Source organism: Mycolicibacterium austroafricanum (assembly GCF_902705885.1).
Classification (GTDB): domain Bacteria; phylum Actinomycetota; class Actinomycetes; order Mycobacteriales; family Mycobacteriaceae; genus Mycobacterium; species Mycobacterium vanbaalenii_A.
Genome location: NZ_CACSIP010000001.1, coordinates 105,051 through 128,035 on the forward strand (window position 1 = coordinate 105,051; position 22,985 = coordinate 128,035).

At 65.7% G+C, this 22,985-nt stretch carries 23 protein-coding genes and 2 pseudogenes; 13 read left to right on the top strand and 12 right to left on the bottom strand.

Annotated elements, in window-relative coordinates; translation table 11 throughout:
- Positions 1-1,203: an acyl-CoA dehydrogenase family protein gene (locus BEMPMBAN_RS00575; RefSeq protein ID WP_159228482.1), complete on the top strand. Its 1,203-nt coding sequence runs from the start codon at positions 1-3 to the stop codon at positions 1,201-1,203.
- A gap of 18 nt (positions 1,204-1,221) precedes the next feature.
- Here the strand turns inward: BEMPMBAN_RS00575 and BEMPMBAN_RS00580 are convergent, their stop codons facing one another.
- The 12 genes and pseudogenes from BEMPMBAN_RS00580 to BEMPMBAN_RS00630 form a co-directional block, all read right to left on the bottom strand.
- Positions 1,222-1,998 carry an enoyl-CoA hydratase/isomerase family protein gene (locus BEMPMBAN_RS00580; RefSeq protein ID WP_159228483.1) on the bottom strand — a complete coding sequence of 259 codons (777 nt, stop codon included), beginning with the start codon at positions 1,996-1,998 and terminating at the stop codon, positions 1,222-1,224.
- A complete protein-coding gene (locus tag BEMPMBAN_RS00585) occupies positions 1,995-2,795 on the bottom strand; it encodes an enoyl-CoA hydratase/isomerase family protein (protein ID WP_159228484.1) in 801 nt (266 codons plus the stop codon). The genes BEMPMBAN_RS00580 and BEMPMBAN_RS00585 overlap by 4 nt, the downstream gene beginning before the upstream one ends.
- Positions 2,792-3,763 (bottom strand): NAD(P)H-dependent flavin oxidoreductase, encoded by a 972-nt coding sequence (locus BEMPMBAN_RS00590; RefSeq protein WP_159228485.1) that lies wholly within the window; start codon positions 3,761-3,763, stop codon positions 2,792-2,794. Before BEMPMBAN_RS00590 ends, BEMPMBAN_RS00585 begins: the two co-directional genes overlap by 4 nt.
- The gene (locus tag BEMPMBAN_RS00595; protein WP_159228486.1) at positions 3,760-4,623 is read right to left on the bottom strand and encodes an enoyl-CoA hydratase/isomerase family protein; all 864 of its coding nucleotides are present in this window, start codon (positions 4,621-4,623) and stop codon (positions 3,760-3,762) included. Before BEMPMBAN_RS00595 ends, BEMPMBAN_RS00590 begins: the two co-directional genes overlap by 4 nt.
- Positions 4,620-4,859, bottom strand: coding sequence for a biotin/lipoyl-containing protein (locus BEMPMBAN_RS00600; protein WP_159228487.1), 240 nt, complete (start codon positions 4,857-4,859; stop codon positions 4,620-4,622). The genes BEMPMBAN_RS00595 and BEMPMBAN_RS00600 overlap by 4 nt, the downstream gene beginning before the upstream one ends.
- Positions 4,856-5,848 carry an alpha-ketoacid dehydrogenase subunit beta gene (locus BEMPMBAN_RS33065; protein ID WP_425294915.1) on the bottom strand — a complete coding sequence of 331 codons (993 nt, stop codon included), beginning with the start codon at positions 5,846-5,848 and terminating at the stop codon, positions 4,856-4,858. Before BEMPMBAN_RS33065 ends, BEMPMBAN_RS00600 begins: the two co-directional genes overlap by 4 nt.
- Positions 5,849-5,929: 81 nt before the next feature.
- Positions 5,930-6,874: pseudogene (locus tag BEMPMBAN_RS33070) on the bottom strand (thiamine pyrophosphate-dependent dehydrogenase E1 component subunit alpha); the annotation flags it as partial.
- 59 nt (positions 6,875-6,933) lie between these two features.
- Entirely contained in the window at positions 6,934-7,320 is a 387-nt protein-coding gene (locus tag BEMPMBAN_RS00610) for a nuclear transport factor 2 family protein (RefSeq protein WP_159228489.1), read from the bottom strand.
- A 10-nt stretch (positions 7,321-7,330) separates the two neighbouring features.
- Positions 7,331-7,735: a Zn-ribbon domain-containing OB-fold protein gene (locus tag BEMPMBAN_RS00615; protein ID WP_234897245.1), complete on the bottom strand. Its 405-nt coding sequence runs from the start codon at positions 7,733-7,735 to the stop codon at positions 7,331-7,333.
- Entirely contained in the window at positions 7,732-8,901 is a 1,170-nt protein-coding gene (locus BEMPMBAN_RS00620) for an acetyl-CoA acetyltransferase (RefSeq protein ID WP_159228491.1), read from the bottom strand. The genes BEMPMBAN_RS00615 and BEMPMBAN_RS00620 overlap by 4 nt, the downstream gene beginning before the upstream one ends.
- Positions 8,898-10,397 carry a class I adenylate-forming enzyme family protein gene (locus tag BEMPMBAN_RS00625; RefSeq protein WP_159228492.1) on the bottom strand — a complete coding sequence of 500 codons (1,500 nt, stop codon included), beginning with the start codon at positions 10,395-10,397 and terminating at the stop codon, positions 8,898-8,900. Before BEMPMBAN_RS00625 ends, BEMPMBAN_RS00620 begins: the two co-directional genes overlap by 4 nt.
- On the bottom strand, positions 10,394-11,467 hold the full coding sequence (locus tag BEMPMBAN_RS00630) for an LLM class flavin-dependent oxidoreductase (protein ID WP_159228493.1): 1,074 nt from the start codon (positions 11,465-11,467) through the stop codon (positions 10,394-10,396). The genes BEMPMBAN_RS00625 and BEMPMBAN_RS00630 overlap by 4 nt, the downstream gene beginning before the upstream one ends.
- Positions 11,468-11,582: 115 nt before the next feature.
- Between BEMPMBAN_RS00630 and BEMPMBAN_RS00635 the strand changes: the two genes are divergently transcribed.
- From BEMPMBAN_RS00635 to BEMPMBAN_RS00690, 12 genes and pseudogenes are all read left to right on the top strand, one after another.
- Entirely contained in the window at positions 11,583-12,437 is an 855-nt protein-coding gene (locus tag BEMPMBAN_RS00635) for a MaoC/PaaZ C-terminal domain-containing protein (RefSeq protein ID WP_159228494.1), read from the top strand.
- Position 12,438: 1 nt separating this feature from the next.
- On the top strand, positions 12,439-13,059 hold the full coding sequence (locus BEMPMBAN_RS00640) for a TetR/AcrR family transcriptional regulator (protein WP_159228495.1): 621 nt from the start codon (positions 12,439-12,441) through the stop codon (positions 13,057-13,059).
- Positions 13,049-13,798: an SDR family NAD(P)-dependent oxidoreductase gene (locus tag BEMPMBAN_RS00645; RefSeq protein ID WP_159228496.1), complete on the top strand. Its 750-nt coding sequence runs from the start codon at positions 13,049-13,051 to the stop codon at positions 13,796-13,798. The genes BEMPMBAN_RS00640 and BEMPMBAN_RS00645 overlap by 11 nt, the downstream gene beginning before the upstream one ends.
- A 92-nt stretch (positions 13,799-13,890) precedes the next feature.
- Positions 13,891-14,658, top strand: coding sequence for an enoyl-CoA hydratase/isomerase family protein (locus BEMPMBAN_RS00650; RefSeq protein ID WP_159228497.1), 768 nt, complete (start codon positions 13,891-13,893; stop codon positions 14,656-14,658).
- Positions 14,643-16,319, top strand: a complete 1,677-nt coding sequence (locus BEMPMBAN_RS00655; RefSeq protein WP_159228498.1) for a class I adenylate-forming enzyme family protein — start codon at positions 14,643-14,645, stop codon at positions 16,317-16,319. Before BEMPMBAN_RS00650 ends, BEMPMBAN_RS00655 begins: the two co-directional genes overlap by 16 nt.
- Positions 16,316-16,987 carry a nuclear transport factor 2 family protein gene (locus BEMPMBAN_RS00660; protein ID WP_159228499.1) on the top strand — a complete coding sequence of 224 codons (672 nt, stop codon included), beginning with the start codon at positions 16,316-16,318 and terminating at the stop codon, positions 16,985-16,987. Before BEMPMBAN_RS00655 ends, BEMPMBAN_RS00660 begins: the two co-directional genes overlap by 4 nt.
- Positions 16,984-18,114, top strand: a complete 1,131-nt coding sequence (locus BEMPMBAN_RS00665; protein WP_159228500.1) for an acyl-CoA dehydrogenase family protein — start codon at positions 16,984-16,986, stop codon at positions 18,112-18,114. The genes BEMPMBAN_RS00660 and BEMPMBAN_RS00665 overlap by 4 nt, the downstream gene beginning before the upstream one ends.
- Positions 18,115-18,331: 217 nt before the next feature.
- Positions 18,332-18,943 (top strand): TetR/AcrR family transcriptional regulator, encoded by a 612-nt coding sequence (locus tag BEMPMBAN_RS00670; protein WP_159228501.1) that lies wholly within the window; start codon positions 18,332-18,334, stop codon positions 18,941-18,943.
- 94 nt (positions 18,944-19,037) lie between these two features.
- Positions 19,038-20,512: pseudogene (locus tag BEMPMBAN_RS00675) on the top strand (aldehyde dehydrogenase).
- Positions 20,505-21,263 (top strand): SDR family oxidoreductase, encoded by a 759-nt coding sequence (locus BEMPMBAN_RS00680; RefSeq protein WP_159228502.1) that lies wholly within the window; start codon positions 20,505-20,507, stop codon positions 21,261-21,263. Before BEMPMBAN_RS00675 ends, BEMPMBAN_RS00680 begins: the two are co-directional and overlap by 8 nt.
- 55 nt (positions 21,264-21,318) lie before the next feature.
- Positions 21,319-21,618, top strand: a complete 300-nt coding sequence (locus BEMPMBAN_RS00685; RefSeq protein WP_159228503.1) for a hypothetical protein — start codon at positions 21,319-21,321, stop codon at positions 21,616-21,618.
- Positions 21,619-21,621: 3 nt separating this feature from the next.
- Positions 21,622-22,902 (top strand): DUF427 domain-containing protein, encoded by a 1,281-nt coding sequence (locus BEMPMBAN_RS00690; RefSeq protein WP_159228504.1) that lies wholly within the window; start codon positions 21,622-21,624, stop codon positions 22,900-22,902.
- The last annotated feature ends 83 nt before the right edge of the window (positions 22,903-22,985 follow it).

Below are 22,985 nucleotides of genomic sequence, written 5' to 3' on the forward strand. Positions count from 1 at the left end.
GTGCCATTGGAACCGATCATCCGCTTCGGCGGTGGATCCGATGTCGACGCATTGCGAGCCGACATCAGGCAGTGGTTGTCAGAACACCTTTCCGACGAGTTCCGGCGCACCTCCGCCAATCCCGACTACCTGTCGCGCGATGGTCACGAGCGCGCTGTCGCGTTCTGCCGGGAACTGCACGCGCAGGGGTGGTTCGTTCCGCACTGGCCCGACGAGTACGAAGGCGGTGGTCGAAACGTCGTGGAGCAGGTGGTGATCCGTGAGGAGCTCGCCTATGCGGGCGCGCCCCTGGTCAACACCAATGGTGTCAACATGCTGGCGCCGGTGTTGTTTCGGTTCGGCACGCCCGAGCAGAAAGCCGAGCAACTGCCCAAGATCGCTCGTTCCGAGCGGATGTGGGCGCAGGGTTACTCAGAACCAGAGGCCGGATCGGATCTCGCCTCGCTGCGGATGACGGCCCGCCGAGACGGCGACGCATACATCCTCGACGGTCAGAAGACCTGGACCAGCAACGGAGTGCTGGCCGACTGGATATTCGTGCTGGCACGGACTTCGCCGGTCGCGGGCAAGCGGCAGGACGGCATCTCGTTCTTCCTGGTGGACCTGGACACGCCGGGAATCACCCGGCGGCCCATCCGGTCCATGACGGGTTATCCGACTTTCGCCGAAGAGTTCTTCGACGGCGCCCGGGTGCCGGCGGCGAACCTGGTGGGTGCCGAAGGTGAGGGCTGGCGAGTGGCCAAGGCGCTACTCGACCAGGAACGCTCGAATGTCACACGCGCCGCCCAGGCTCAGCGGTACCTCGACGAATTGATCGACTGGTGCCATGCCCGCAGAGGGTCCTCCATCGACCCGCTTGCCGACCCCGTCAACCGGGTCGCACTGGCCCGAGCAGTCGAACGTGTCGAGGTCGGGCGCGCCCTGTCCTACCGGGTCGCTCACCTGCAGGCCGCCGGCGCGCTGGACCCCGGGCTGCCCTCGTTGTCGAAGCTTTATCACTCCGAGTTGACCGCCGAACTGCGGGCGCTGGGAGCTGCGCTACTGGGGCCGGCCGGCGAACTCATGCCCGACGATCCCGATGCCGTGCTCGACGGCCATTTCTCCGAGGGACTTCTCCTGTCGATCCTTCACCAGATCGGTGGCGGAACCAGCGAGATCCAGCGCGATCTGATCTCGACTGCCGGCCTCGGACTGCCCCGCTGACCCTAGACCCCGCTGACCTTAGACGTAGTAAGCGCGTGCGGTCGCCGCAGCCGACCGGTGTTGGGCAACGGTGGCCACCGCCAATTCCAACGGCTGGAACGCCGCCAACTGGGCAGCCTCCGCGGATTCGATCAGACGCTTGGTCATCTCCACGGCGCCTCGATCGGCGGACGCCAATTCGGCCGCGATGGCCAGGGCGGTGTCCACCGCGGCGCCGGCGGCAGCCAGCTCGGTCACCAGGCCCATCCGGTGCGCCTCGGCCGCGGACAATCGGCTGCCCCGCAGCAACAGCGACGCCGCACGCTGCCGCCCGACCTGCTGCGTCAACCGCCACGCCAACCCACCATCGGGGACCACCGCGCGGGCCACGAACGGTGCGGAGAAGAACGCGTCCTGCGCTGACACCAGCAGATCACAGGACAGCGCAAGGCTCCAGCCCAGACCGACGGCCGCTCCCTCGACGGCAGCCAGCGTCGGTACCGGCAGGGCCCGCAGTTGCGCGAGCACCTGCTGGGCGTGCTCGACTCTGCCGGCAGGTGCCATCGCTCCGGTGCCGTGCGCGGGTCCGCTCTTCAGATCCCCACCGGCGCTGAAGAATCCGGAGGATCCGGCGATGACCACCCCGCCCACACAGTCGTCACCAACCAAGGCCGTCAGGGCCGCAGACAGCTCGGTCCACGACTCGCAACGCAATGCGTTTCGCTGCCGGGGCCGATTCAGCAGGATCAGCCCGATACCGTCCCGAACCTCCTTGAGTACCAGCGGCTCGGGGGTGGTTTCGTGCCCTCCAGTCATGTGCGGTCGAGGAACTTGTCGATGGCGGCGCGGTGTTCGGGAGTGGTGAAGCATTCCGTTTCGGCCGAAATCCCGTATTCGAGGATTCCGGTGATGGCACGCTGCGCGTGCAGGTTCAAGGTCCGCTTGGTGTCCTGCACGGCGCGGGCCGGTAATGCAGCCAATCGGTGTGCCAGCGCCAGCCCCTCGGTCTTGATGTCCGCGTGCGGCACCACCCGGTTCGCCAATCCCAAATCCACTGCTTTTTCGGCCTTTATCCGCTCGCCGAGCAAGAGGTACTCCTTGGCCTTCAGCAGACTCATCAACAGGGGCCACAGGACGGATCCGCCGTCCCCGGCGACCAGTCCGCTGGCCACATGCGTGTCTGCCAGGAAGGACCGGTCCGACATCAGCACGATGTCGCAGAGCACGGCGATGCTACAGCCGAATCCGATCGCGGGTCCGTTGACCGCGGCGACGATCGGCAGCGGGAAGTCCACCATGTCGCGCACGATTCGCCGGGCATCACGCATTCCCGCCCGCCGGGTCACCGGGTTCTCGACGTGGGTATGCAGCCATTCGACGAGATCGCCACCCGCCGAGAAGAAGTCTCCCGTTCCGGTGAGCAGTACAGCCCTGGCCTCGGCGTCGTCGGCCAATGTCGCCCACAACCGGGCGAACGCCGTGTGCATGGTGTTGTTGACCGCGTTGGCGTCGCCCGGGTTGTTCAGGGTGACGATTCGCACCGGCCCGTCAACGGCGACCAGTATCTCGTCGCACCCGGTCAGATCCGAGGTGCCCACCGGGAGAGCGCTCACGCAATGGCTCCTGCCAGGCGCGAGCGGATGAGATCCTCGGCATCGGATACGATGCGCGAGACCAACTCCCCTGCGGTCGGGATGTCATCGATGAGCCCCATCGCGGTGCCGATCCACCAAATCCCTGCTTCCAAATCGCCTGTCTCGTAGACCTTCACCCCCCGCTTACCCGACACCAGGTGGGCGATGTCCTCGAACTGGCCGCCCTTGTCCAAGATGTCGACCACCTCGCGCGAAATGGTGTTGCTGGCCACCCGGCCGGTATTGCGCAGCGTTCGGAAGATCAGTTCGGTGCCACGCTCGTTGCCGGCGACGATAGCGTCCTTCACCTTCTGGTGGATCGGCGACTCGGCGGTGCACATGAATCGCGACCCCATGTTGATTCCGTCGGCACCCAGCGCGAGAGCGGCCACCAGGCCGCGCCCGTCGGCGAAGCCGCCCGACGCGATCATCGGGATCTCGATCTCCTTGGCAGCAGCGGGTATCAGCACCAGCCCGGGGATGTCGTCTTCGCCAGGATGGCCGGCGCATTCGAACCCGTCGATGCTGATGCCGTCCACACCCAGTGACTGGGCTTTGACCGCGTGGCGCACTGAAGTGCACTTGTGCAGGACCTTGATGCCGTTGTCGTGGAACATCGGTAGGTGGGGACCAGGATTCGACCCCGCCGTTTCGACGATCTTGATGCCGGCGTCGACGATCACCTGCCGGTACTCGTCATACGGCGGCGGATTGATCGTGGGCAGGATCGTCAGGTTCACTCCGAACGGCTTGGCCGTCAAATCCCGCGCCCGGGCGATCTCATCGGCCAGGTCTGCCGGGGTGGGCTGCGTCAACGCAGTGATCAGCCCCAAGCCGCCTGCCTCCGAAACCGCAGCAGCCAGTTCGGCGCGCCCCACCCACTGCATTCCGCCCTGCACGATCGGGTGCTCGACACCGAACGCCTCGGTGAATCTGGTCCTTATCAACGATTCTCGTTCCCTTCGGATATGCTTGCGGGCGGCATCCACGCCGGCCTGCGGGTGTGGACGAAGGCATCTCGCTCAGAGTTCACCGACCACTGCGGTGGGCGCTTCCGCAGGAAGGCGGTGAACGCCTCGATCTGCTCCTGGGTTCCCATCGAGGACCAGTAGCCTGCAACGTCGACGGCGGGCAGTGCACGAGCCATCTCCCGTTTCATCGCCGCCCGTGCCGTCGGTCCGGTCTGGCGCACGCGATCGAGCAGCGCTTCGGTCTCAGCCGCCAGCGCCTCGTGGGCGACCACCCTTCCCACCAGCCCGAGGCGCTCGGCTTCCGCGGCATCGATCCAATCATTGCCGTATATCAGATGATTGGCGCGCAAAGTGCCGATCCGCTGCGGGATCCGCGCGGCGATGAACGCCTCGTAGACGCCCCGGGTCAGGTCAGGAACCCGAAAGCGCGCGCGGTCGGAGGCGATCACGAGGTCGGAGTACAACGACATCACCAACCCGCCCCCAAGGGCTGTTCCGTTGACCGCGCACACGACGATCTTCGGTATCTTGCCCAACGTCTCGAACGGGGTGACGTCATAGGCATCGGTGAAGGAGTCCCAGCGGCGGTCGTCGTTGCCGACTGCATTCATGTCGCCGCCCGCACAGAATGTCTCGCCGGTACCGGTGATCACCAGGAAGCTCAGTGCCGGCTCGTCGGCGACGATCATGGCCGCCCGCTTGATGCCGTGGTAACCGTCCGCGGTCAGTGCATTGCGCTTCTCGGGCCGATTGATCGTGACGGTCAACGTGTCACCCTTGATGCGACCGACCAACTCTTCGGCAGTCAGATCGACCTCGGCGGGCAACTCCGTCATGAGATCACGGCGATGAGCTCACCGACATCGTAGGTGTTGCCGACTTCGGCTTTCCAGGACACTGTCCCGGAGGCCGGAGCTTCGATGTCCATCTCCACCTTGTCGGTCGCGATCGAGTACAGCGGATCTCCCTCGGTGGCCGATTCACCGTCCGCCACGTAGAACTCCGTGACCTCGGCCTCGGTGATCGCATCCCCGGGCTTGGGTATCCGCACTTCGGTCGGCTGACTGGTCACACGATCCTCCCGATGGCTTCGATCAGTTGCTCGGCGTCCGGTCGGCAAGCAGCCTCGAGTGTGCCCGCGCGCGGGACCGGTGTGTAGCTCGCGGCAACGCGCTGAATGGGTGTGCTCAGCGTGCCGAAAAGTTCGCTTCCCACCGCGGCGGCGATCTCGGCTCCGGGCCCGCAGAAACCCACCGACTCGTGCGCGACGACGAGCCGGGTGGTCTTTCGCACCGACGTCACGACGGTGGCCAGGTCCAACGGCACCAGCGTGCGAAGGTCCACGACCTCCACTGACACACCCTCTTTTTCGAGACGCTGCGCAGCCTCCAACGCAGTGTGAACCATCGCGCCGTAAGTACAGATGGTCACGTCTCCGCCCGTCCGCTTGACATCGGCCTGACCGAGCGGAATGACGTAGTCGGCGACCGGCACCGGCCCCTTGCCACCCCCGTAGTAGAGCTTCATGGATTCGATGAACAGGCAGGGGTCGTTCTCGGCCAGGCAGGCATTCAGCAGGCCGGCCGCATCGGCGGCAGTGCTCGGCCACACCACTTTCAGCCCGGGCGTGTGCATAGCCCACGCTTCGAAGGCCTGGGAATGCTGCGGTCCGGCACCCGTTCCGACCATCGTCCGGATGACCAGCGGTGCTCCCTTGCGGCCCCCCGACATGTATCGGACCTTCGCCGCGTGGTTGGCGATCTGGTCCATCGCCACCCCGAGAAAGTCCATGAACATCAGCTCGGCGACGGGTCGCAGGCCGGCCAGAGACGCGCCCACCGCTGCCCCGATGATGGACGACTCCGCGATGGGTGTGTCCAGCACCCGGTCTTCGCCGTACTTGGCGGAGAGGCCCGCGGTGACCTTGAACATTCCCCCGCCGGAGGCGTCGCCGATATCCTCGCCGAGTAGCAGAATCGAGTCGTCGGCAGCCATCGCCCGGTCCAGAGTGCGGTGGATGGCTTGCACCAGCCCGAGTTCCTCGCTCTCGCCGCTGGGAATGTTGGCGTGCACCCCTCCGGCAGCAAGTTCGGAACCATTGCACGCGAAGACATCCCGCTTCAGTTCCGCGGGTTCCGGCGGAGCCGACTCCACGGCAGAAGTGAACGCGGCGTCGATCTCGGCGCTGATCTCGGCGTCCATTCCGTCGAGTTCGGTTGCGCTGGCCACCTCGGCTGCGAGGAGGCCGGCCCGGTAGCGGGCGAAGGGCGGATCGCCCCGTTTGGCGGCCAGTTCGTCCGGGTCGGCGTAGGCCATCGCGTCACCGAAGTAGTGCCCCTGCAATCGGTAGGCCGTCGCCTCGACGAACGAAGGACCGTCGCCGGCCCTGGCCCGGCCGACAGCGGCCGACACCGCCTCGTAGACGGCGTGCGGGTCGGTCCCGTCAACGGTGGCTCCCGGCATGCCGTAGCCGGCTGCGCGGTCCGAGAGCTGCGCTGTCCGGGTGTAGCGATCGTAGGAGGTGCACTCCGCCCACGCGTTGTTCTGACAGAAGAACACCACCGGCAGCGCCCAGAGTGCGGCCATGTTCATCGCCTCGTGCACATACCCGATGCTCGTCGCTCCGTCGCCGAAGCTGACCAGGACCACCTGCCCCGTTTTCCGCCGCGCGGCGGCAAGTGCGATGCCGTTGGCGATCAGCGGGCCCGCTCCGACGATCCCGGTCGTCCACGCGATGCCGTGCGCGGGATCGTAGATTCCCATCGCCCCGGCCTTGCCCTTCGACAACCCCGAACTGCGCCCGAGTATCTCCCCGAAATATCCGGGCAGGTCGACCCCCTTCGCCAGCACGTCGCCGAGGCCACGGTAGGTCGTCACGAGCTGATCGGCGTCGGAAAGCGCAAGCGCCGCACCGGCCGACATCGCTTCCTGCCCGTCCACCGGCCAGTAACTCATCGCAATCTCACCTGAGGACAGGCCTTTGCGAACCCGCTTGTCGCCATGGTGGATCTTGCTCATCAGTCGATAGAGCGCCAGCGCGCGAGCACGGGTCGACGACGACGTCTCGGTGCCTAACTCGGTGGCCATTCGAACTCCCTTGCCGATTGACGGACGATTCTACAATATGACGAATTGTGTTCAATCGTTCAAGGAGATGCCTTGCCGAGTTCGGCGGCAAATAACATCCGGTCGAAATAGCACCGCTCGAGGATGAGCCTGTCGTCGTCGAAGACGAACACATTGACGCTGAGCATGTCGATCGGGGTCCCCTGGCATGTGGTCCGAGTCTCGACGACCAACCCCTGACTGCCGTGGTACAACGCGACGGCGTCAAAGCGCAGCTGTGGTAGCTGCTCCCACTGCGCCAGGATCATGGCACGCACTTCACTGTCCCCGTCGTACACGGCCGCGGTCGGGACGATCTCGTAGCGGGGGTAGCTGAACGTCGCCATGATCGCATCCAGATCCCGGCCGTTCTCCGCCTTGACGTGGCGCAACACCAGGTCCTCACGGTGACTCTGCGAAACGGTCATCTCCGGTACCTCAGCGGGGTTCGAAGATCGGCAGGTGGCGTCCGTCGTCGAGGGGCAGCCACGAGACCGTGACCGCGTCGCCCACTGCCGGGGGCGGGCCGAAAACCGTAGACATCACCCGAGCCCCCTCATCGAGGTCGATCAGTACGACCGAGTACGGGACCTTGTCGGCCAACGCGGGCAGAGCCGGACGGTGGTGCACGCTCACCGCGTAGACAACGCCACGCCCCGACAGCTGCTCCCAGACCAGATCTGTAGCACCGCAGTACCTGCAGAGGTGACGGGGGTACCAGACCAGCAGCCGGCAGGCGGCGCACCTCTGCATCGACAACACCCGGCTGCGGGTGCTGTCCCAGAAGGGTGCCGACGCCGCACTCGGCGCAGGAACCGGGATCGGATCGCTGACATCCGTCACAGGGTCGCCTCCGTTCCCAAGATGACCGTCGACGTCGCCGACAACACCCCGCCGGTGCCGTGTGCCAATGCCGTCTGCGCATCGGCGACTTGGCGTTCGCCGCATTCGCCCCGCAATTGCCGGGTCGCCTCGACCAACAGGAAGGCGCCGAACGCGCCCGGGTGGGTGTAGGCCAGTCCCCCGCCGGTCGTCTGACCGGGCAGCCGGCCGCCGGGCGCCAGGACGCTCTCGCCGACGAACGGCCCCCCTTCGCCCTTGCCGCAGAACCCCAAGTCCTCCAACGCGAGCAACACCGTGATGGTGAAGGAGTCGTAGAGTTGCACGACGTCGATGTCGTCGGGAGTGAGTCCGGCGGTCGCGAATGCCGACGGTCCGGATACCGCTCCGGGGGTGACGGTGAGATCGGGCATCTGCGAGATCATCGCGTGCGAGGCTGCGGACGCAGCGCCCAAGACATAGGCCGATGGGCGGGCCAGTGTGCGGGCACGCTCGGCGCTGGTGACAACGACGGCGGCGGCGCCGTCGGTGACCAGGCAGCACTCCAGTTTGTGCACCGGCTCGGCGAGATACCCGGAAGCGAGCACGGTGTCTACCGTGATCGGGTCCTGCAGGTGCGCCCGCGGGTTGAGCGAGGCCCACTTGCGGGTGTCCACGGCGATCGCGGCGAGTTGTTCAGCCGTGGTCCCGTACATCGACATGTGCCTGTTAGCCGCCAGCGCGTAGGCGCTGATCGGCAGCATCACGCCGAACGGCGTCTCCCACTCCAGACGTTCGGGAGTGGCGAAGACCCCCAGGCCCTTCTCGCCACGCTTGCGCGCCGCGCGCGGCGTCGAAGCGTAGACGATCACGACCGTCTCGGCCATCCCGGCGGCGATGGCCGCCGCCGCATGTTCGATGTAGAGACCGTAACTGGCTCCGCCGACTTGGGTGGCGTCGGTGAACCGCGGTGTGATGCCCAGGTACTCGGCGAGTTCGACCGAGTGCATCAACGTGCCGCCGGTGCACGTGCACAGACCGTCGACGTCGTCGAGGGACAGCCCGGCGTCCGCCAGTGCGTCGGCGATGACGCGGGCCTCCAGTTCACGCAGCGGCATGTCGATGACGCCGGTAGGTGACACCTCATCAGCGACGCCGACGATGGCCGCCGCACCTCGGATCGGGGTCAACTGTCCACCTTGTCGAATAGTTCCCGTATTGCTGGTTGGCTGATCTTCAGCGACGGGGTACGCGGGAGTTGATCAACGACCATCAGGCGTGCGGGCACCTGATAGCGGCTGACCCGCTCACGCACGAAGGCCAGGAGCTCGTCGGGCTCGGCGTCGGCACCGTCGTGCAACTCCACCACCGCGACGGGAACCGCCCCGAGACGCTGGTCGGGTATCCCGGTAACGCCGGCATCACGCACAGCGGGATGTTCTCGCAGCACGTGTACGATGTCGGAAGGTGTCACCTTGAACCCACCGCGCACGATCACATCGTCGGTGCGACCGTCGATGAAGACGAAGCCGTCGCCGTCCACCCGCCCGAGGTCGGTGGTGCTCACCCAGTCTTCGCCGCGCGTTCTGACCTCGATCCGGCCCTGCAGTCCAGCCGGGAGCTCCTCGCCGTCATCCGGCGACACCACCCGTACCTCGCGGCCACGCTGGGGGCGACCTACGCTGCCGCGCTTGGCCTTCGACCATTCACGATGCAACGCGAGGCTCCACCCCGCCACGCCCCCGGAGAACTCCGTGGCACCGTATGACGGCAGCACAGCCACACCGTAGCGGTCTTGGAACTTCTCCTGGACCGCTACCGGCAGGTGCGCTGTTCCCGATGTGACCACCTGCACGCTGTCGAACACGTCCGGGGTCACGTCGGCGTCCAGGACCATGGCCAGCGCGGAGGGCACCAGGCTCACCGCCCGCGGTCGGTGTCGGACCACGGCGTCCACGAAGTCGGGCACCCGGAACCGTTCGAGCAACGCGATCCGCCGGCCCTCCAGGATGTTGAGCAGGGTGCGGAACAGTCCCGACATGTGCACCAGCGGTGAGCTGACGATCGCCACCCCGGAGCGCAGTCGTGGCGTCTGAGCTTCGCCGCCCCCACTGGCGTAGTGCTCCCCCGCTGCAGCCATGGCGTGCTCAAACGAGCGATAGGACAACGGAATCCGTTTCGGCGGTCCGGTGGTCCCACTGGTCAGCATTTCCACGGCGATTCCGGGCGGCTCGGCGCGGAACGGACCGGGCCCGGGTCGCGGCAACTCGGGATGCCGGCTGACCCCGGCCGGATCCAGTCCGACCTGCAGGCCCAGCGCGCCGCGCGCCGCCTCGGGTACGCCACTGCGGGCCCAATCAGTGCCCAGCGCAACCACCGCGGGCACATCCAGACCCGCGATGTCGGCGGTCAGGCCCGCGTCGCCGTGAGCGGCATTGACGGTCACGATGCACTCGCCGGCTGACAGCACCCCGAGCAGCGCCCCGACCAGCGCTGGGTGATTTCGCAGGACCACGCCGACCGGCGCCCCCTGCCCGAGCCCGCCGACCGACAACAGCTCGCGGACACCGGCCGCGATGCCGCCCAATTCACCCCAGGTCGTCCAGCGACCCTGGAATTCGATGGCAGGTGCCTGCGGATCGAGAGCGAGGACCGTCTGGATCCGATCCGCAAGGGGCTGACTCAAGCCGGCGCCCCCGCGAGTTCGGTCGCCGCCGGAATGACCTCTTTGGCGAACAGCTTCATCGACTCGTGGACCTTTTCGCGATCCATCGCACCGCCGCGGGACATCCGCAGCATGATGTTGCGCCATCCCATACCGATAACGGTCTCCATCTTGTCGATGATGCGATCCGGATCGCCCATCAGTGTCAGGTGCGAATTCAGCACCTGCTCATAGCTTTGCTTGTCGTGCTTGTCGAACCAGTCGGAATAGGCCTTGTAGTCGGCCGGAATCTCACCGCCACGCTCGAACGGGTTCGAGTACTGACGGTGTGTTTGGATCGACAACTCGACACTCTCCCGGGGATAACTACGGGCGAAAGCATCGTCGTTGTCGCAGAACGCGTTGAGAAGAGCCCAGACATTGCCTGTCTCGGCGGTCTTTCCCCTTCTCGCCTGCGTTTCCAGATAGATGTCGAGCGCACCTTGAAGATCCGGGTCGACCTGGTATGGATTACCGATGATCGCGCCGAATCCCTTGTCTGCCAGCCATTCAAAGCTCGACGGCGTCTTCATCACCGTGCCCCACAACGGGATTGGCTTCTGGACCGGCCGCGGATGGATCGTCACATCCTCGAGCTGCCAGTATTTGCCCTCGTAGCTGAAGCTCTCCTGGGTCAACAGTCCATCGACGATCTCGAGGCATTCCTGGTAGCGACCGGTGGCTTCGTCCATCGGGATGCCGAAGCCCTTGAACTCGTGTGCCTGGTAGCCGCGGCCGAAACCGGCGTCGAATCGGCCGCCACTGAGGTTGTCGACCATCGCGATGCGTTCCGCGAGCTGGATCGGGTCGTGGAACGGCGCCACCATGCATGCCGTGCCGATTCGAATACGGTCGGTCTGCGCGGCGATCGCGGCGGCGACGAGAGGGAGATCCGCCAGCGTGCCATAGGGCGAGAAGTGGTGCTCGGCCAGCCACACTTCGTCGTATCCGAGCTCTTCGGCCCATCGCACTTCTTCCAGCACGTTGTCGAAGACCTGCCGGTGGGTCAGGTGATTCGGTTTGTCACCGAGGATGAACACACCGAACTTCATGTCGGTTCCTCTCTGTTCGGGGGCATCTGCGGCAAGTTACTTGCAGTTACTGCCAATATATTGCACGATAGAACATATATCGTCAATATGTTCATATGCAGATCCTGGAGGTTCGGTGACAACCAGCGCGACCCTCAGCGCGAACACCGTCGGTACGGCTCTCGCGCGCACCACCTTTCAGTGGAACGAGAACGACGTCATCCTCTATGCGCTCGGTGTCGGTGCCCGCCCTCCCGCGGAGACGGCCCTGGTTTCCGAACATCTGGGCCCGGCGGTGCTACCGACCTTCGCGCTGCTCGCCAACTGGTGGGCGGTCCGCGATCTGCGTTCCTTGCTGGACCTCGGCACCTATCCCATCGTGCACGCCGCCCAGTCCCTGGAGATGCATCAAACCCTGGCACCACACGGCGAGGTCACCGTGGATGGTTCTGTGACCGCCGTCTGGGACAAGGGCAAGCACGCCGCCATCGAAGTGACCACGCGGGGCCACGATGCGAGTGGAGCATTGTTCACCGCGGTGGGTCAGACCATGGTGCTGGGCGCGGGCGGGTTCGGGGGGACCCGCGGACCCGCGGCCCGGGAGGACCCGCCGGGCCCTCCCGATGTCACCTACGACGATGTCATCCGCCCCGAGCAGGCAGCGGTCTATCGACTCTCCGGTGACCGCAACCCGCTGCACATCGATCCGGCCGCCGCCCAGCGTGCCGGCTTCGCCGACGTGTTCCTGCACGGACTGTGCACCTTCGGCTTCGCCGCGCGGGCGCTGATCAATCAGGTCGGCGGCGGGAACCCGGACCGCCTGAGGTCGATCAGCTGCCGGTTCGCCAAACCGGTGGCACTGGATACGGAGTTGTGCACGGAAATCTGGCGAGATGAGCGTGGAACGGTACGTTTTCGCACCATGCAGGACAACGGCGGCGACTCCGTGGTGGCACTCAGTTCCGGTTCGGCCACAATGACTGGGCTCTGACGTGGACCAACGGCGGGCCCGCGGCCAACGCAACCGAGAGGCCCTGATCAGCGCCGCAACAGCGTTGTTCACCGCCAACGGCTACGAACAGACCACGGTGGAGCAGATCTCCGCCGCGGCAGGAGTGGCGCCGCGGACGTTTTTTCATCATTTCGCCGCCAAGGATGACATCTTGTTCGACGGATACGCCGAGCGCCTCGCTGAAGCCACCCGGCGGTTCAGGGCCTCGCGCTCAGACTCGCTGTGGGAGGCGCTGACCGAAGCCTCGACGGCCGTGGCGTCCGCGATCACCGACCATCCCGACATCTTCGTCGTGCGCGCCCGGCTCTACCACAGCCTGCCCGCACTGCGGGCCAGCATGCTTCGCATCAACGAGGAATGGATCGATCAGATGGCCGGCGAGGTGGCGCGCTGGCTGCAAACGGACCAGACGACAGACCTCCGCCCCCGGCTGGCCGCCACGCTCGTCAACGGCGCAAACCGCGCCGCGATCGACACCTGGATGTCGTGCGGCGGTGATCTGCCGACGATCATGGCGGACGCTCTGGCCCTGCTCCGCCCGTCTATCAGCGCGATCGAGCGCGCCGACAGCGGCGGCGACGGAGGTAAACGTGCCGGATGAAAGCCTGCCGCTGGCGGTGGTCACCGGAGGAGCCCGCGGAATCGGCGAGGCGATCGTCGATGCCCTGGTGGACAGCGGCAATCGGGTCGCCATCGTCGACGTCAACGACAAGGCCGTCGCACGCGCCGCAGAGCGTCCGGCTGCGCGGGCCGGACTGGTCGTTGCCCAACAGCTCTCGATCACCGATCGCGCCGCCGCCGAGGCGGCCATGGCCGGCCTGGCCACCCGCTTCGGTCCGATCAGATCACTGGTCAACAACGCCGGAATGACTCTTCCCTCAAGCTTTCTCGACCAGACCGACGACGACTGGGATCGTATCGTCACGGTGAATCTGACGGGCACGTTCATCATGTCCCAGATCGCCGCTCGACAGATGGTCGATGCCGGGACCGGCGCGATCGTGAATGTGAGCTCGGTATCTGCACACGGCGTACGCACCGGCCCGCCCGCCTACGCCGCCGCCAAGGCCGGGGTCGAGGGGCTGAGCCGACTGATGGCGGTGCAACTCGGCCCGCTGGGTGTGCGGGTCAACACGGTGGTCGTCGGCACCACCACCACGCCATGGCTGCTGTCCCGCAAGAGCGACGATGAACTCGCCCGGATGCGCGAGAGCACCCTCACCGGTCAACTCGGAGAACCATCGGATGTCGCGCAGGCGGTGGCGTTCCTGTGTTCCAACGCAGCCAAACACATTACCGGACAGATGCTTTCGGTTTCCGGCGGGCAATGGATGCCGTGATCTCAAAAAGACAGTACGATAAGACAGTTTCTGATACAGTGTTCACCGGCCGGCGGGTCCCCACCCGTTGCGCACCGATGCCAGGGGAATCAGTGGAATTAGAGCGACTCCTGTTCGACGTCAGCGACCACGTCGCGACCATCACCATCAACCGTCCAGAACGCCTGAACGCCACCGACGATCTGGCGCGCTCCGAACTCGGCGCGTGTTGGGCTCGGGTCCGCGAAGATCCGGACATCAGGGTCGCGATCATCACCGGGGCCGGTGACCGTGCCTTCTGCGCCGGCCAGGACATCCGGGCGACGGCAGAGAGCGGCATCCGCAACAAGGTGCCCGGGTCGCGCCTGCACCACAACGTCTGGAAGCCCGTCATCTGCGCAATCAACGGGATGGCGGTCGGCGGCGGCCTGCACCAGGTGGCCGACTCCGACCTCATCATCGCCGCAGAGCACGCCGAGTTGATCGACACCCATCTGCAGGTCGGCAACGTCTTCGCCCTCGAAGCGGCAGTGCTGTTGCGGCGCATGCCGATTTCGATGGTCATGCAACTCGCGCTGATGACCAAGGCGGGCCGCATCAGCGCCCAACGGGGGTACGAGATCGGCTTGATCAACGAGGTCGTGCCCGCCAACCGGCTGCAGGCGCGTGCCCGCGAGATCGCGTTGTCGATCGCAGAACTGTCCCCCGCGACCGTGCAGGCATCCATCAAAGCCATGTGGGCGAGCCTGGATGTCGGCCTGCACGCGGCCAACGACGTCGCCTACCGGTACGTGCTGCACCACCAGATGACCCACCCGGACTACCACGAGGGCATGGCGGCGTTCGCCGAGAAGCGACAACCGCGATGGGTCGTCGACTGATGGTTGCCCGCAGCGCCGCGGACACCTCCGCTTCGCGGGTGTTCACCTACGAACCGTTGCCCCACCCTCCGGTGATGCCGGCCGTGTTGAGCGCACTTACTGCCGCGCGCGGCGACAACGACTTCATCGTCGCTTCCCGTGGCGACGGAGTGGATGAACGAATCACTTACGCGCAGGCCGACTCCCGGTCGGCAGAGATGGCGCGTCGGCTGCTCGCCACCGGCATCACCAAGGGCGTGCGCGTCGGCATACTCGCCCCGAACGGTCCCGAGTTCGCCGTCGCCTTCCTCGCCGTGACCCGGATCGGTGCGGTGGCCGTTCCCATCAACACATTCTTCCAGGCCGGAGAACTCGCATGGCTGCTGCGGGACGCAGACATCCACACGGTTCTGGCCGTGGACACGCTGCTGGGCAAGGACATGCTGGACCGGCTCGGCGACGCCGCGGGTGGCCTGCAGGAGACCGCCGGTCCGCTGCATCTGCCGCAGCTTCCCCACCTGCGGAACATCCTGCCGCTCGGGGAGGTCGATCGGCACTGGCCCAGCTCCTGGCCCGAACCGATCGACGAGCCGCTTCTGGCTGCCTGCGAAGCGACGGTGCGACCGGCCGACGACCTCGTCGTGATCTACACGTCGGGCAGCACGTCGGATCCCAAAGGCATCATCCACACCCACGAGACAGCCATCACCCATTCCCGGTTCATCGCCACCCAGCACGAATGGACCACTGAAGACCGGGTTTACATCCCGATGGCCTTCTTCTGGGTCGGCGGGCTGGTATTCGGTCTGCTCGGACCCATGCAGACCGGCGTGGCGATCCTGACCGAGCACCGCTTCGAACCCGGTGACGTTCTGCGACTCCTGGAGGTCGAACGGGCCACCTATGCCACAGGTTTCCCACATGTCGGCCCGGCGCTGACCAACCATCCAGATTTCTCTTCCAGAGATCTGTCGAACCTACGCGAGGGCTATCAACAGGTGCTGCTGCCGCCTCAGCACCGCGCCGCCGATCCCTCGCTGCGGGTTGCCCAACTGGGGATGACCGAGACCTGCAGCTCACATACCTGGTGGCCGCCGCACGAACAGGTCATCGAATCGAAGCGCGGCTCGCTGGGAGTGTCGGCCCCGGGATACGAACACAAGATCGTCGACGGCTGCGGCAGGGAGGTGCCCGACGGAGAGATCGGCGAGATCTGTGTCCGCGGCTGGGCTTTGATGCGTGGCATCGTCGGCAGGCAGCGCAGCGATATCGTCGACGCTGACGGCTGGTATCACACCCGAGATTCCGGCTACCGCGACGAGGACGGACACCTTTACTTCGCCGGACGCACCGACGACATGATCAAGACGTCGGGGGCCAACGTCGCTCCGATCGAGGTCGAAGCTGCGTTGGCGCGCATCGACGGTGTTCGCATCGCCTATGTCGTGGGGATTCCGGACCCTGCCAAGGGCGCCGTGGTCAGCGCCGTCGTCGTACCCAACCAAGGAACCCAGATCAGCGCCACCGACCTCGTCGCCGCGTGCCGAAAGCAGCTGGCGGCATACAAAGTCCCGAAGAACTGGTTCATCCTGCCCGACACGGAGAAGCTGCCTTACACCACGACCAACAAGATCGACAAGACCCGGCTCATCGACCTGCTCACTGCCGGGGCGCTGCGGTGACCACAGAAGCCTCGGATCTGACCCTGGAGCAACGCGTGGCCAGGCTCGAAGCGCTCGACGAGATCCGTCAACTGGCGGCCAAGTACACCGTGGCACTGGACATGCGGGATCTCGACTCGCTGGTCAACCTGTTCGTCGAGGACGTCGGTGTCCCGGGGAAGCGCCGCGGTCGGCAGGCTTTGCGTAACTGGTACGACACCGAGATGCGGCATTCACTGCTGGGCTCCGCCCACGGTGTACTAGGCCATGTCATCGACATCCACGGTGCCGACGAAGCCTCCGGTCTGGTCTACTCCCGAAACGATCTCGAGACTGAAACAGCCTGGTTCATAGAGCTTCTCGCCTATCTCGACAGTTACCAGAGATGCGGCGGTCATTGGTTTTTCCTGCGTCGCACCCCGTTGTTCTGGTACCAGAGCGACATCACCGATCCCCCGATCGGTCCGGACAAGATGCGATGGCCCGGTTCAGACCCACACCGCGGCACTTTTCACGATGCCTTTCCCTCATGGGAGACGTTCTGGAATGCCGACCGCGGACGTCTCGACGCGCCGGTACCGGCCCCCGCGCCGGTCGGCGCGTGGCTGCGGACGCTGCGCCGGGGTACCGCCATGCCGCGGGTCGACCCCACGGGACGCACCGCAGACCTGCCAGGGCACCCGCGATGACGTCCATTACACAAGGCTTCGCCCTCTCCGAGGAACAGCACGATCTGCGCCGCACCGTCCGGTCATTTCTCGCCGCGAAGTGCACCGAGGAACGGGTGCGCGAGGTCATGGCCGGCGACTCCGGATACGACCCGGCGGTCTGGCAACAGATGTCCGACCAGCTTGCCCTTCAGGGCCTGGCGATTCCTGAACACTTCGGTGGCCTCGGCTTCTCGCTCGTCGAACTCGGAATTGTTATGGAGGAGATGGGCCGCGCCCTACTGCCCTCCCCCTTCCTGGCATCGGTGGTGTTGGCCGGTGGTGCGCTTCTGCACAGTGGCGACGAGTCGGCAGCTCAACGATGGCTTCCCGGAATCGCGTCGGGGCGCACCATCGCCACGCTGGCATTGACCGAGGAAGCCGGCAGCTGGGATGTCGACTCGGTGACGATGCGGGCGGAGCGCAGCGGAGACTGCTGGATTCTCGACGGGGTGAAGAACTTCGTCCTCGACGGCCATGTCGCCGACATGGTCGTGGTGGTGGCCCGAACCGACGCCGGACTGTCGCTGCTGACCGTGGAGAATCCGACCGAGCGGGTCAACCGACGAACCCTGTCCACCCTGGACCCTACGCGCAGGCAGGCCCGACTGGAATTCACGGGTACGCCGGCCACGTTGGTGGGCACGGACGGTGGCGCAGCGCCGACCCTGCGCCGTGCGCTCGACGACGCCGCGGCTGCGTTGTCCGCTGAGCAGGTGGGTGGCGCCCAGCGCTGTCTGGACATGGCCGTGGAGTACGCCAAAGTGCGCCGGCAGTTCGGTAAGCCCATCGGCTCCTTTCAAGCTATCCGGCACCGGTGCGCCGACATGCTGCTCGACGTCGAATGCGCGCGCGGCGCCGCGCAGTACGCGCTGAGCGCTGCGGCTCAGAACGACGAGACGCTGCCCGCGGCTGCCTCCATCGCCAAGGCGTACGCGTCCGAGGCATACGAACGCGCGGCTGCCGCCAACATTCAAATCCACGGCGGGATCGGCTTCACCTGGGAACATCCGGCCCACCTCTATTACAAGCGGGCCAAGTCGTCCGGACATCTGCTGGGGAGCGCGGGACATCACCGCAGGCAGCTGGCCGACAGGACCGGCATCTAGCCGCAGCGACCATCGTGTCGGCCCGCGGCGGCGTTCCATCAGAATCGGTGCCGCCCCTCGCCTCCACCTCGGAGTGCGCATATGAACGAGGGGTGTCATATTGGCATGTTTTGCGCCACCATCCGACGCTCCATCCGGCACCGGTAGAACACCGACCGCGTATTTGTCGCGTAACATTTCTCGAACTGAGTGATTACCGATGGGGGTAAGGAGCGAAATGTCGACCGACTCGGCCGCGTCCGGCCTCACCGAAACCGATGAGTTCGATCGCCGGGATCAGATCCTGGAGGCGGCCAACCAGTGCTTCACCCAGCTGGGGATCCACCGCACGAGCGTGCAGGACGTCGCACGGATGGCCAATGTTTCCCGCGGCACCGTGTATCGCTATTTCGAAGATCGCAATGTCCTGATCGACGCTGCCATCGAGTTCGGAGCGCAGAAGTTCTATCGACTGGTCGCCGACGCGATGGCCGAGAAGACGACGCTGGCGGAGAAGCTGGGCGCCATGGCGGAAACGCATGCCGCGATCCTGCTCGATCACCGCACGCGCAACCGCCTGATGGCCGACGACAGCGAGTTGATGCGGCACATGATCGCCGATGGCGACACCGCGGTCCGAAGGTCGACCCAGTTCCTGATGCCCTACGTCAAGGACGCCCAGGAGCGCGGCGAGGTCGGCGGTTCCGTCGACGTCACCGCCGCCAGCGAGTGGCTGGCCCGCATCATCTACTCGTTCTCGACGGTCAATGAGGCACAGACCTTCGACATGTCCAAGCCCGACACAGTGCGACGCTACGTCGAGACCTTCGCCATCAACGGTCTGCGCTGATCGCCCACCACTTTGTTCTGGTGATCCAACTGAACAAATTGTGTACTATTGTTCTCCAGTGTGGCTGGAGGCCAGTACCCAGTTCAGGAGATTCATGGCAGACATGTGGCGCGAAGAGCGGATGCTGATCGGCGGTAAGTTGGTCCCCGCCCGCGATGGCCGCACCTTCGACAACGTCAACCCGGCCACCGAGGAAATCATCGGTGTCACCGCAGACGGTGGTGCAGATGACATGGCTGCCGCAATCGCGGCAGCACGGACCGCGTTTGATGACACCGAATGGTCTACCGACCATGGGCGTCGTGTGGCGTGCATCCGGCAGCTGCACGCGGCCTTGGCCGGGCACGCAGACCAACTCCGCTCCTCGGTGGTGGCCGAGGTGGGATGTCCGGTGACGCTCACCTACGGCCCACAGATCGAAGCGCCCCTCGCCGGTGTGCAGTGGGTGGCAGATCTTGTGCAGGACTACGCCTGGGAACAGGATCTCGGCTTTGCCGAACCTTTCGGCATGAGAACCCAGCGCTTCATCCGACGCGAACCAGCCGGAGTAGTGGCTGCGATCACCCCGTGGAATTATCCGGTGCAGATCAACCTCGCCAAAATGGTTCCCGCCTTGGCGGCCGGCAACACCGTGGTACTGAAACCAGCGCCCGACACCCCCTGGAGCGCAACTCTTCTCGGTCAGATCATCGCTGAGGAGACCGACATTCCGGCTGGTGTGGTCAACATCGTGACGTCCTCGGCTCACGGGGTCGGCCGACAGCTCTGCGAAGACCCGCGCGTCGACATGATCTCCTTCACCGGATCGACGGCCACCGGCAGCCGCATCATGGCTGCTGCCTCGGCGACCATCAAGAAGGTTTTCCTCGAGCTCGGCGGTAAATCCGCGCTCGTGGCCCGGACGACGCCGATATCGGCGCGGTCGCAACATCAGCAGCCTTCGCGGCCACCACTCACGCAGGCCAGGGCTGCGCCAATACGACGCGACTGCTACTGCCGCGCAAGAGGTACGACGAGGGCGTTCAAGCGCTCACCGCGGCGCTGGACGGTTGGCCCTTCGGTGATCCGACCGACCCGTCGAATCTCATGGGCCCGCTCATTCGCGAGGAACAGCGCCAGCGCGTCCTGGGTTACATCGAAACCGGCATCGCCGAGGGCGCCAGCGTGGCGGCCGGAGGAGGCATCCCCGGCCATCTACCGAAAGGCTTCTACGTGGAGCCGACCGTGCTGACCGACGTTCATCCGGACGCAACGGTAGCCCAGGAGGAGATCTTCGGTCCGGTGCTCGCCGTCATCGCCCATGACGGAGACGACGACGCGGTGGCGATTGCCAACAACTCGCGGTACGGGCTGTCGGGTGCCGTCGTCAGCACCTCGCATGACCGCGCCCGGGCAGTTGCCAACCGCATGCGGACCGGAACTGTGAACGTCAACGGCGGAGTCTTCTACGGCGCCGACGTACCGTTCGGCGGCTACCGGCAAAGTGGCATAGGCCGCGAGATGGGCGTCGCGGGTTTCGAGGAGTACCTCGAGATCAAGGTGATCGCGGAGGGAGCCCGCAATGGCTGAGCGTTCGTTGGCAGGTCGGCGCATCGTTGTCGTCGGAGCCTCTGCCGGCATCGGCCGAGCCTTTGCGATTCGCGCTGGGAAGGAGGGCGCCAAGATGGTGCTCGCCGCCAGGCGCGAAGAGCGCCTCGCCGAAGTGGTCACGGACTGCGTCGGCGCCACCACAGTATCGGCCGACGTCCGGATTTCGGCGGACTGTCAGCGCATCGGGCGGGTCGCGCAGGAGGTGCTCGGGAACGTCGATGTGCTGCTGGTGTCGTCGGGCTACGCGCCACTGAAGATGTTCAGCGACACCACAGCCCAGGATTGGCGGGACGTGTTCGAAACCAACGTCATCGGCGTGCACGAAGTGATCCGCGCACACCTACCGGTCCTGACGCCGTCGGCCATCGTGGCGGTGCTGTCGTCGGATTCGGTTGCCAACCCGCACACGGCTTTGGGTGCCTACTCCTCGAGCAAGGCCGCGCTGGAACGCTGTCTGCAACAGTGGCGGATCGAACACCCCGGCTACCGCTTCAGTTGTGTCGAGGTCGGCGGCACCGTCCCCACCGATTTCACATCGGCCTTCGATCCGGAAGTTCTCGACGTCGCGCTCCATGAATGGCTGCGCCGTGGCCTGGTCCAAGAGGCAAGGATGACACCCGAGGCCGTGGCCGAGGTACTCGCCGGCACCATCGCCTCGGCCGTTGAGCAACCCGGGGTGGGCCTGCAGCACATCACCGTTGTCTCTCCAACCGGACCGATGCGCACGTGAGTGGCGCGATCTCGCGGACAACCTGTCTGTGTCGTGACGAGGAAGGAGATCAACCATGATCAAGAACGGCACCCGGCTACAGAGCCAGGTCGACCAGACCCAGGTCATCGTCGTGCGCAGTGCGGACAGCGTCGATGACCTGCGCTGCGGAGGCGCCCCGATGGTTCTCGTGGGATCCGGCGGACTCAGCGGCGCCCCCGACCCTGGACTCGCCACCGGCACCGCGATGGGAAAACGTTATACCGACGACTCCGGCGCCGAGGTTCTGGTGAGCAAGGCGGGCCAGGGGACATTGAGTATCGGCAAGACACCACTGGACCTCAAGGAGGCCAAACCCCTGCCGGCCAGCGACTGAGCAATGGAGTCTCAGATCGAGCCGGCATGGCCCGCCTTTCCGGACTACCGCATCGATATCGTCCCCAGTCGGTACCGCGGCCAGGTCTGGCTCGGTGACGTTCTGCTCGCCGACAGCGACCGCTGCCTGGTGGTCACCGAGACTGATCATGTGGATCGGCTGTACTTTCCGGATGACTCGGTCCGGTGGCAGCATTTCGCGCCGTCGCGGACCACCTCGGTGTGCCCGTTCAAGGGGCTGGCGTCCTATTGGGACTGCACGGTAGGCGAATCGACGGATCGTGACCTCGTGTGGACGTATCGGCATCCGATGGCTGAGGTGGCGCCGCTGGCCGGACACGTGTGCTTTCAGTACGGCATCCCGCGGACATCGGTGCTGGAGACCTGGCCTGATGGCTCAACGGTCGCGTCGGATTTCCCGCTGTGGGGTGACTCCGCGGAGTTGCTACGGCTGATCGATGTGGAACAGCTGAGCCCGGGCCGATTCGTGGGGCCGGCGCACGGCCCCACCCGGCGAAACGTCGTCGAGGGTGGTCAGTTGCTCGCCGAAGCGATCGTCGCCACCTCCAAATCGCTGACCGATCAGCGCATCACCTCGGCGTCGATGATCTTCACCAAAGCCGCATCGTTCGATGCCCCTGTCGAACTGTCCGTCGAGGTACTCCGCCGCGGCAGCACGTTCTCCACGACCGAGGTCCGTGTGGTGCAGCATGACTCCCTGCGCGCGGTGGGGCTGTTGCTGGCCGACACCGGCGCCTCCGACTCCATCCGCGACGTCGCGCCCATGCCGGAGGTTCCGGGCCCCGAGGAAGCAGTGCCGTTCGGCGGGTTCGGGATGCCAGGTCGTGAGATCCGGGTCGTCGACGCCGCCTATGACCCCGAACCCGACCGGGTGGCACCACCGGTGATCGACGTATGGACGCGATTTCGGGACAGCCCGCACCGGCCAGATCTGCAGTCTGCCCTGTTGGCGCAATCCGCGACACACTGGACAATCGCTGCCGGGATGTTGCCACACCGCGGTTACGGCGAAGCGCACGCGCATTCCACGTTGTCCACGGGGATCATGAAGATCTCCATAGCTTTTCACGATGACGCCGATGTCGGTGACTGGCTGCTGTACCGCAATCATGCGTTCTGGTCCGGCCGCGGCCTGGTACAGGGCGATGGCCGGGTGTACACCCGCGATGGCCGGCTCGCCGCGTCGTACACGGTGCAGGCGATGGTGCGTGGGTTCAACAAGGATCCGGCGTCGATGGGTCACGACGGTCGGACGGCGATGTGACCTGCGACCTCGTCGATCTTCCCCCAAATCGCCACCCCGGCAATGTACTCGGCGAATGCAGAAGCGATGACGCATCGCGTGTA

What these genes read in the sequence shown, in the direction of transcription:
- BEMPMBAN_RS00595 (WP_159228486.1), bottom strand. Translation starts at nt 4,623, where the DNA reads ATGACGGAGTTGCCCGCCGAGGTCGATCTGACTGCCGAAGAGTTGGTC.
- BEMPMBAN_RS00655 (WP_159228498.1), top strand. Translation starts at nt 14,643, where the DNA reads ATGGGTCGTCGACTGATGGTTGCCCGCAGCGCCGCGGACACCTCCGCT.
- BEMPMBAN_RS00630 (WP_159228493.1), bottom strand. Translation starts at nt 11,467, where the DNA reads ATGAAGTTCGGTGTGTTCATCCTCGGTGACAAACCGAATCACCTGACC.
- BEMPMBAN_RS00690 (WP_159228504.1), top strand. Translation starts at nt 21,622, where the DNA reads ATGGAGTCTCAGATCGAGCCGGCATGGCCCGCCTTTCCGGACTACCGC.
- BEMPMBAN_RS00685 (WP_159228503.1), top strand. Translation starts at nt 21,319, where the DNA reads ATGATCAAGAACGGCACCCGGCTACAGAGCCAGGTCGACCAGACCCAG.
- BEMPMBAN_RS00610 (WP_159228489.1), bottom strand. Translation starts at nt 7,320, where the DNA reads ATGACCGTTTCGCAGAGTCACCGTGAGGACCTGGTGTTGCGCCACGTC.
- BEMPMBAN_RS00665 (WP_159228500.1), top strand. Translation starts at nt 16,984, where the DNA reads ATGACGTCCATTACACAAGGCTTCGCCCTCTCCGAGGAACAGCACGAT.
- BEMPMBAN_RS00670 (WP_159228501.1), top strand. Translation starts at nt 18,332, where the DNA reads ATGTCGACCGACTCGGCCGCGTCCGGCCTCACCGAAACCGATGAGTTC.
- BEMPMBAN_RS00580 (WP_159228483.1), bottom strand. Translation starts at nt 1,998, where the DNA reads ATGACTGGAGGGCACGAAACCACCCCCGAGCCGCTGGTACTCAAGGAG.
- BEMPMBAN_RS00680 (WP_159228502.1), top strand. Translation starts at nt 20,505, where the DNA reads ATGGCTGAGCGTTCGTTGGCAGGTCGGCGCATCGTTGTCGTCGGAGCC.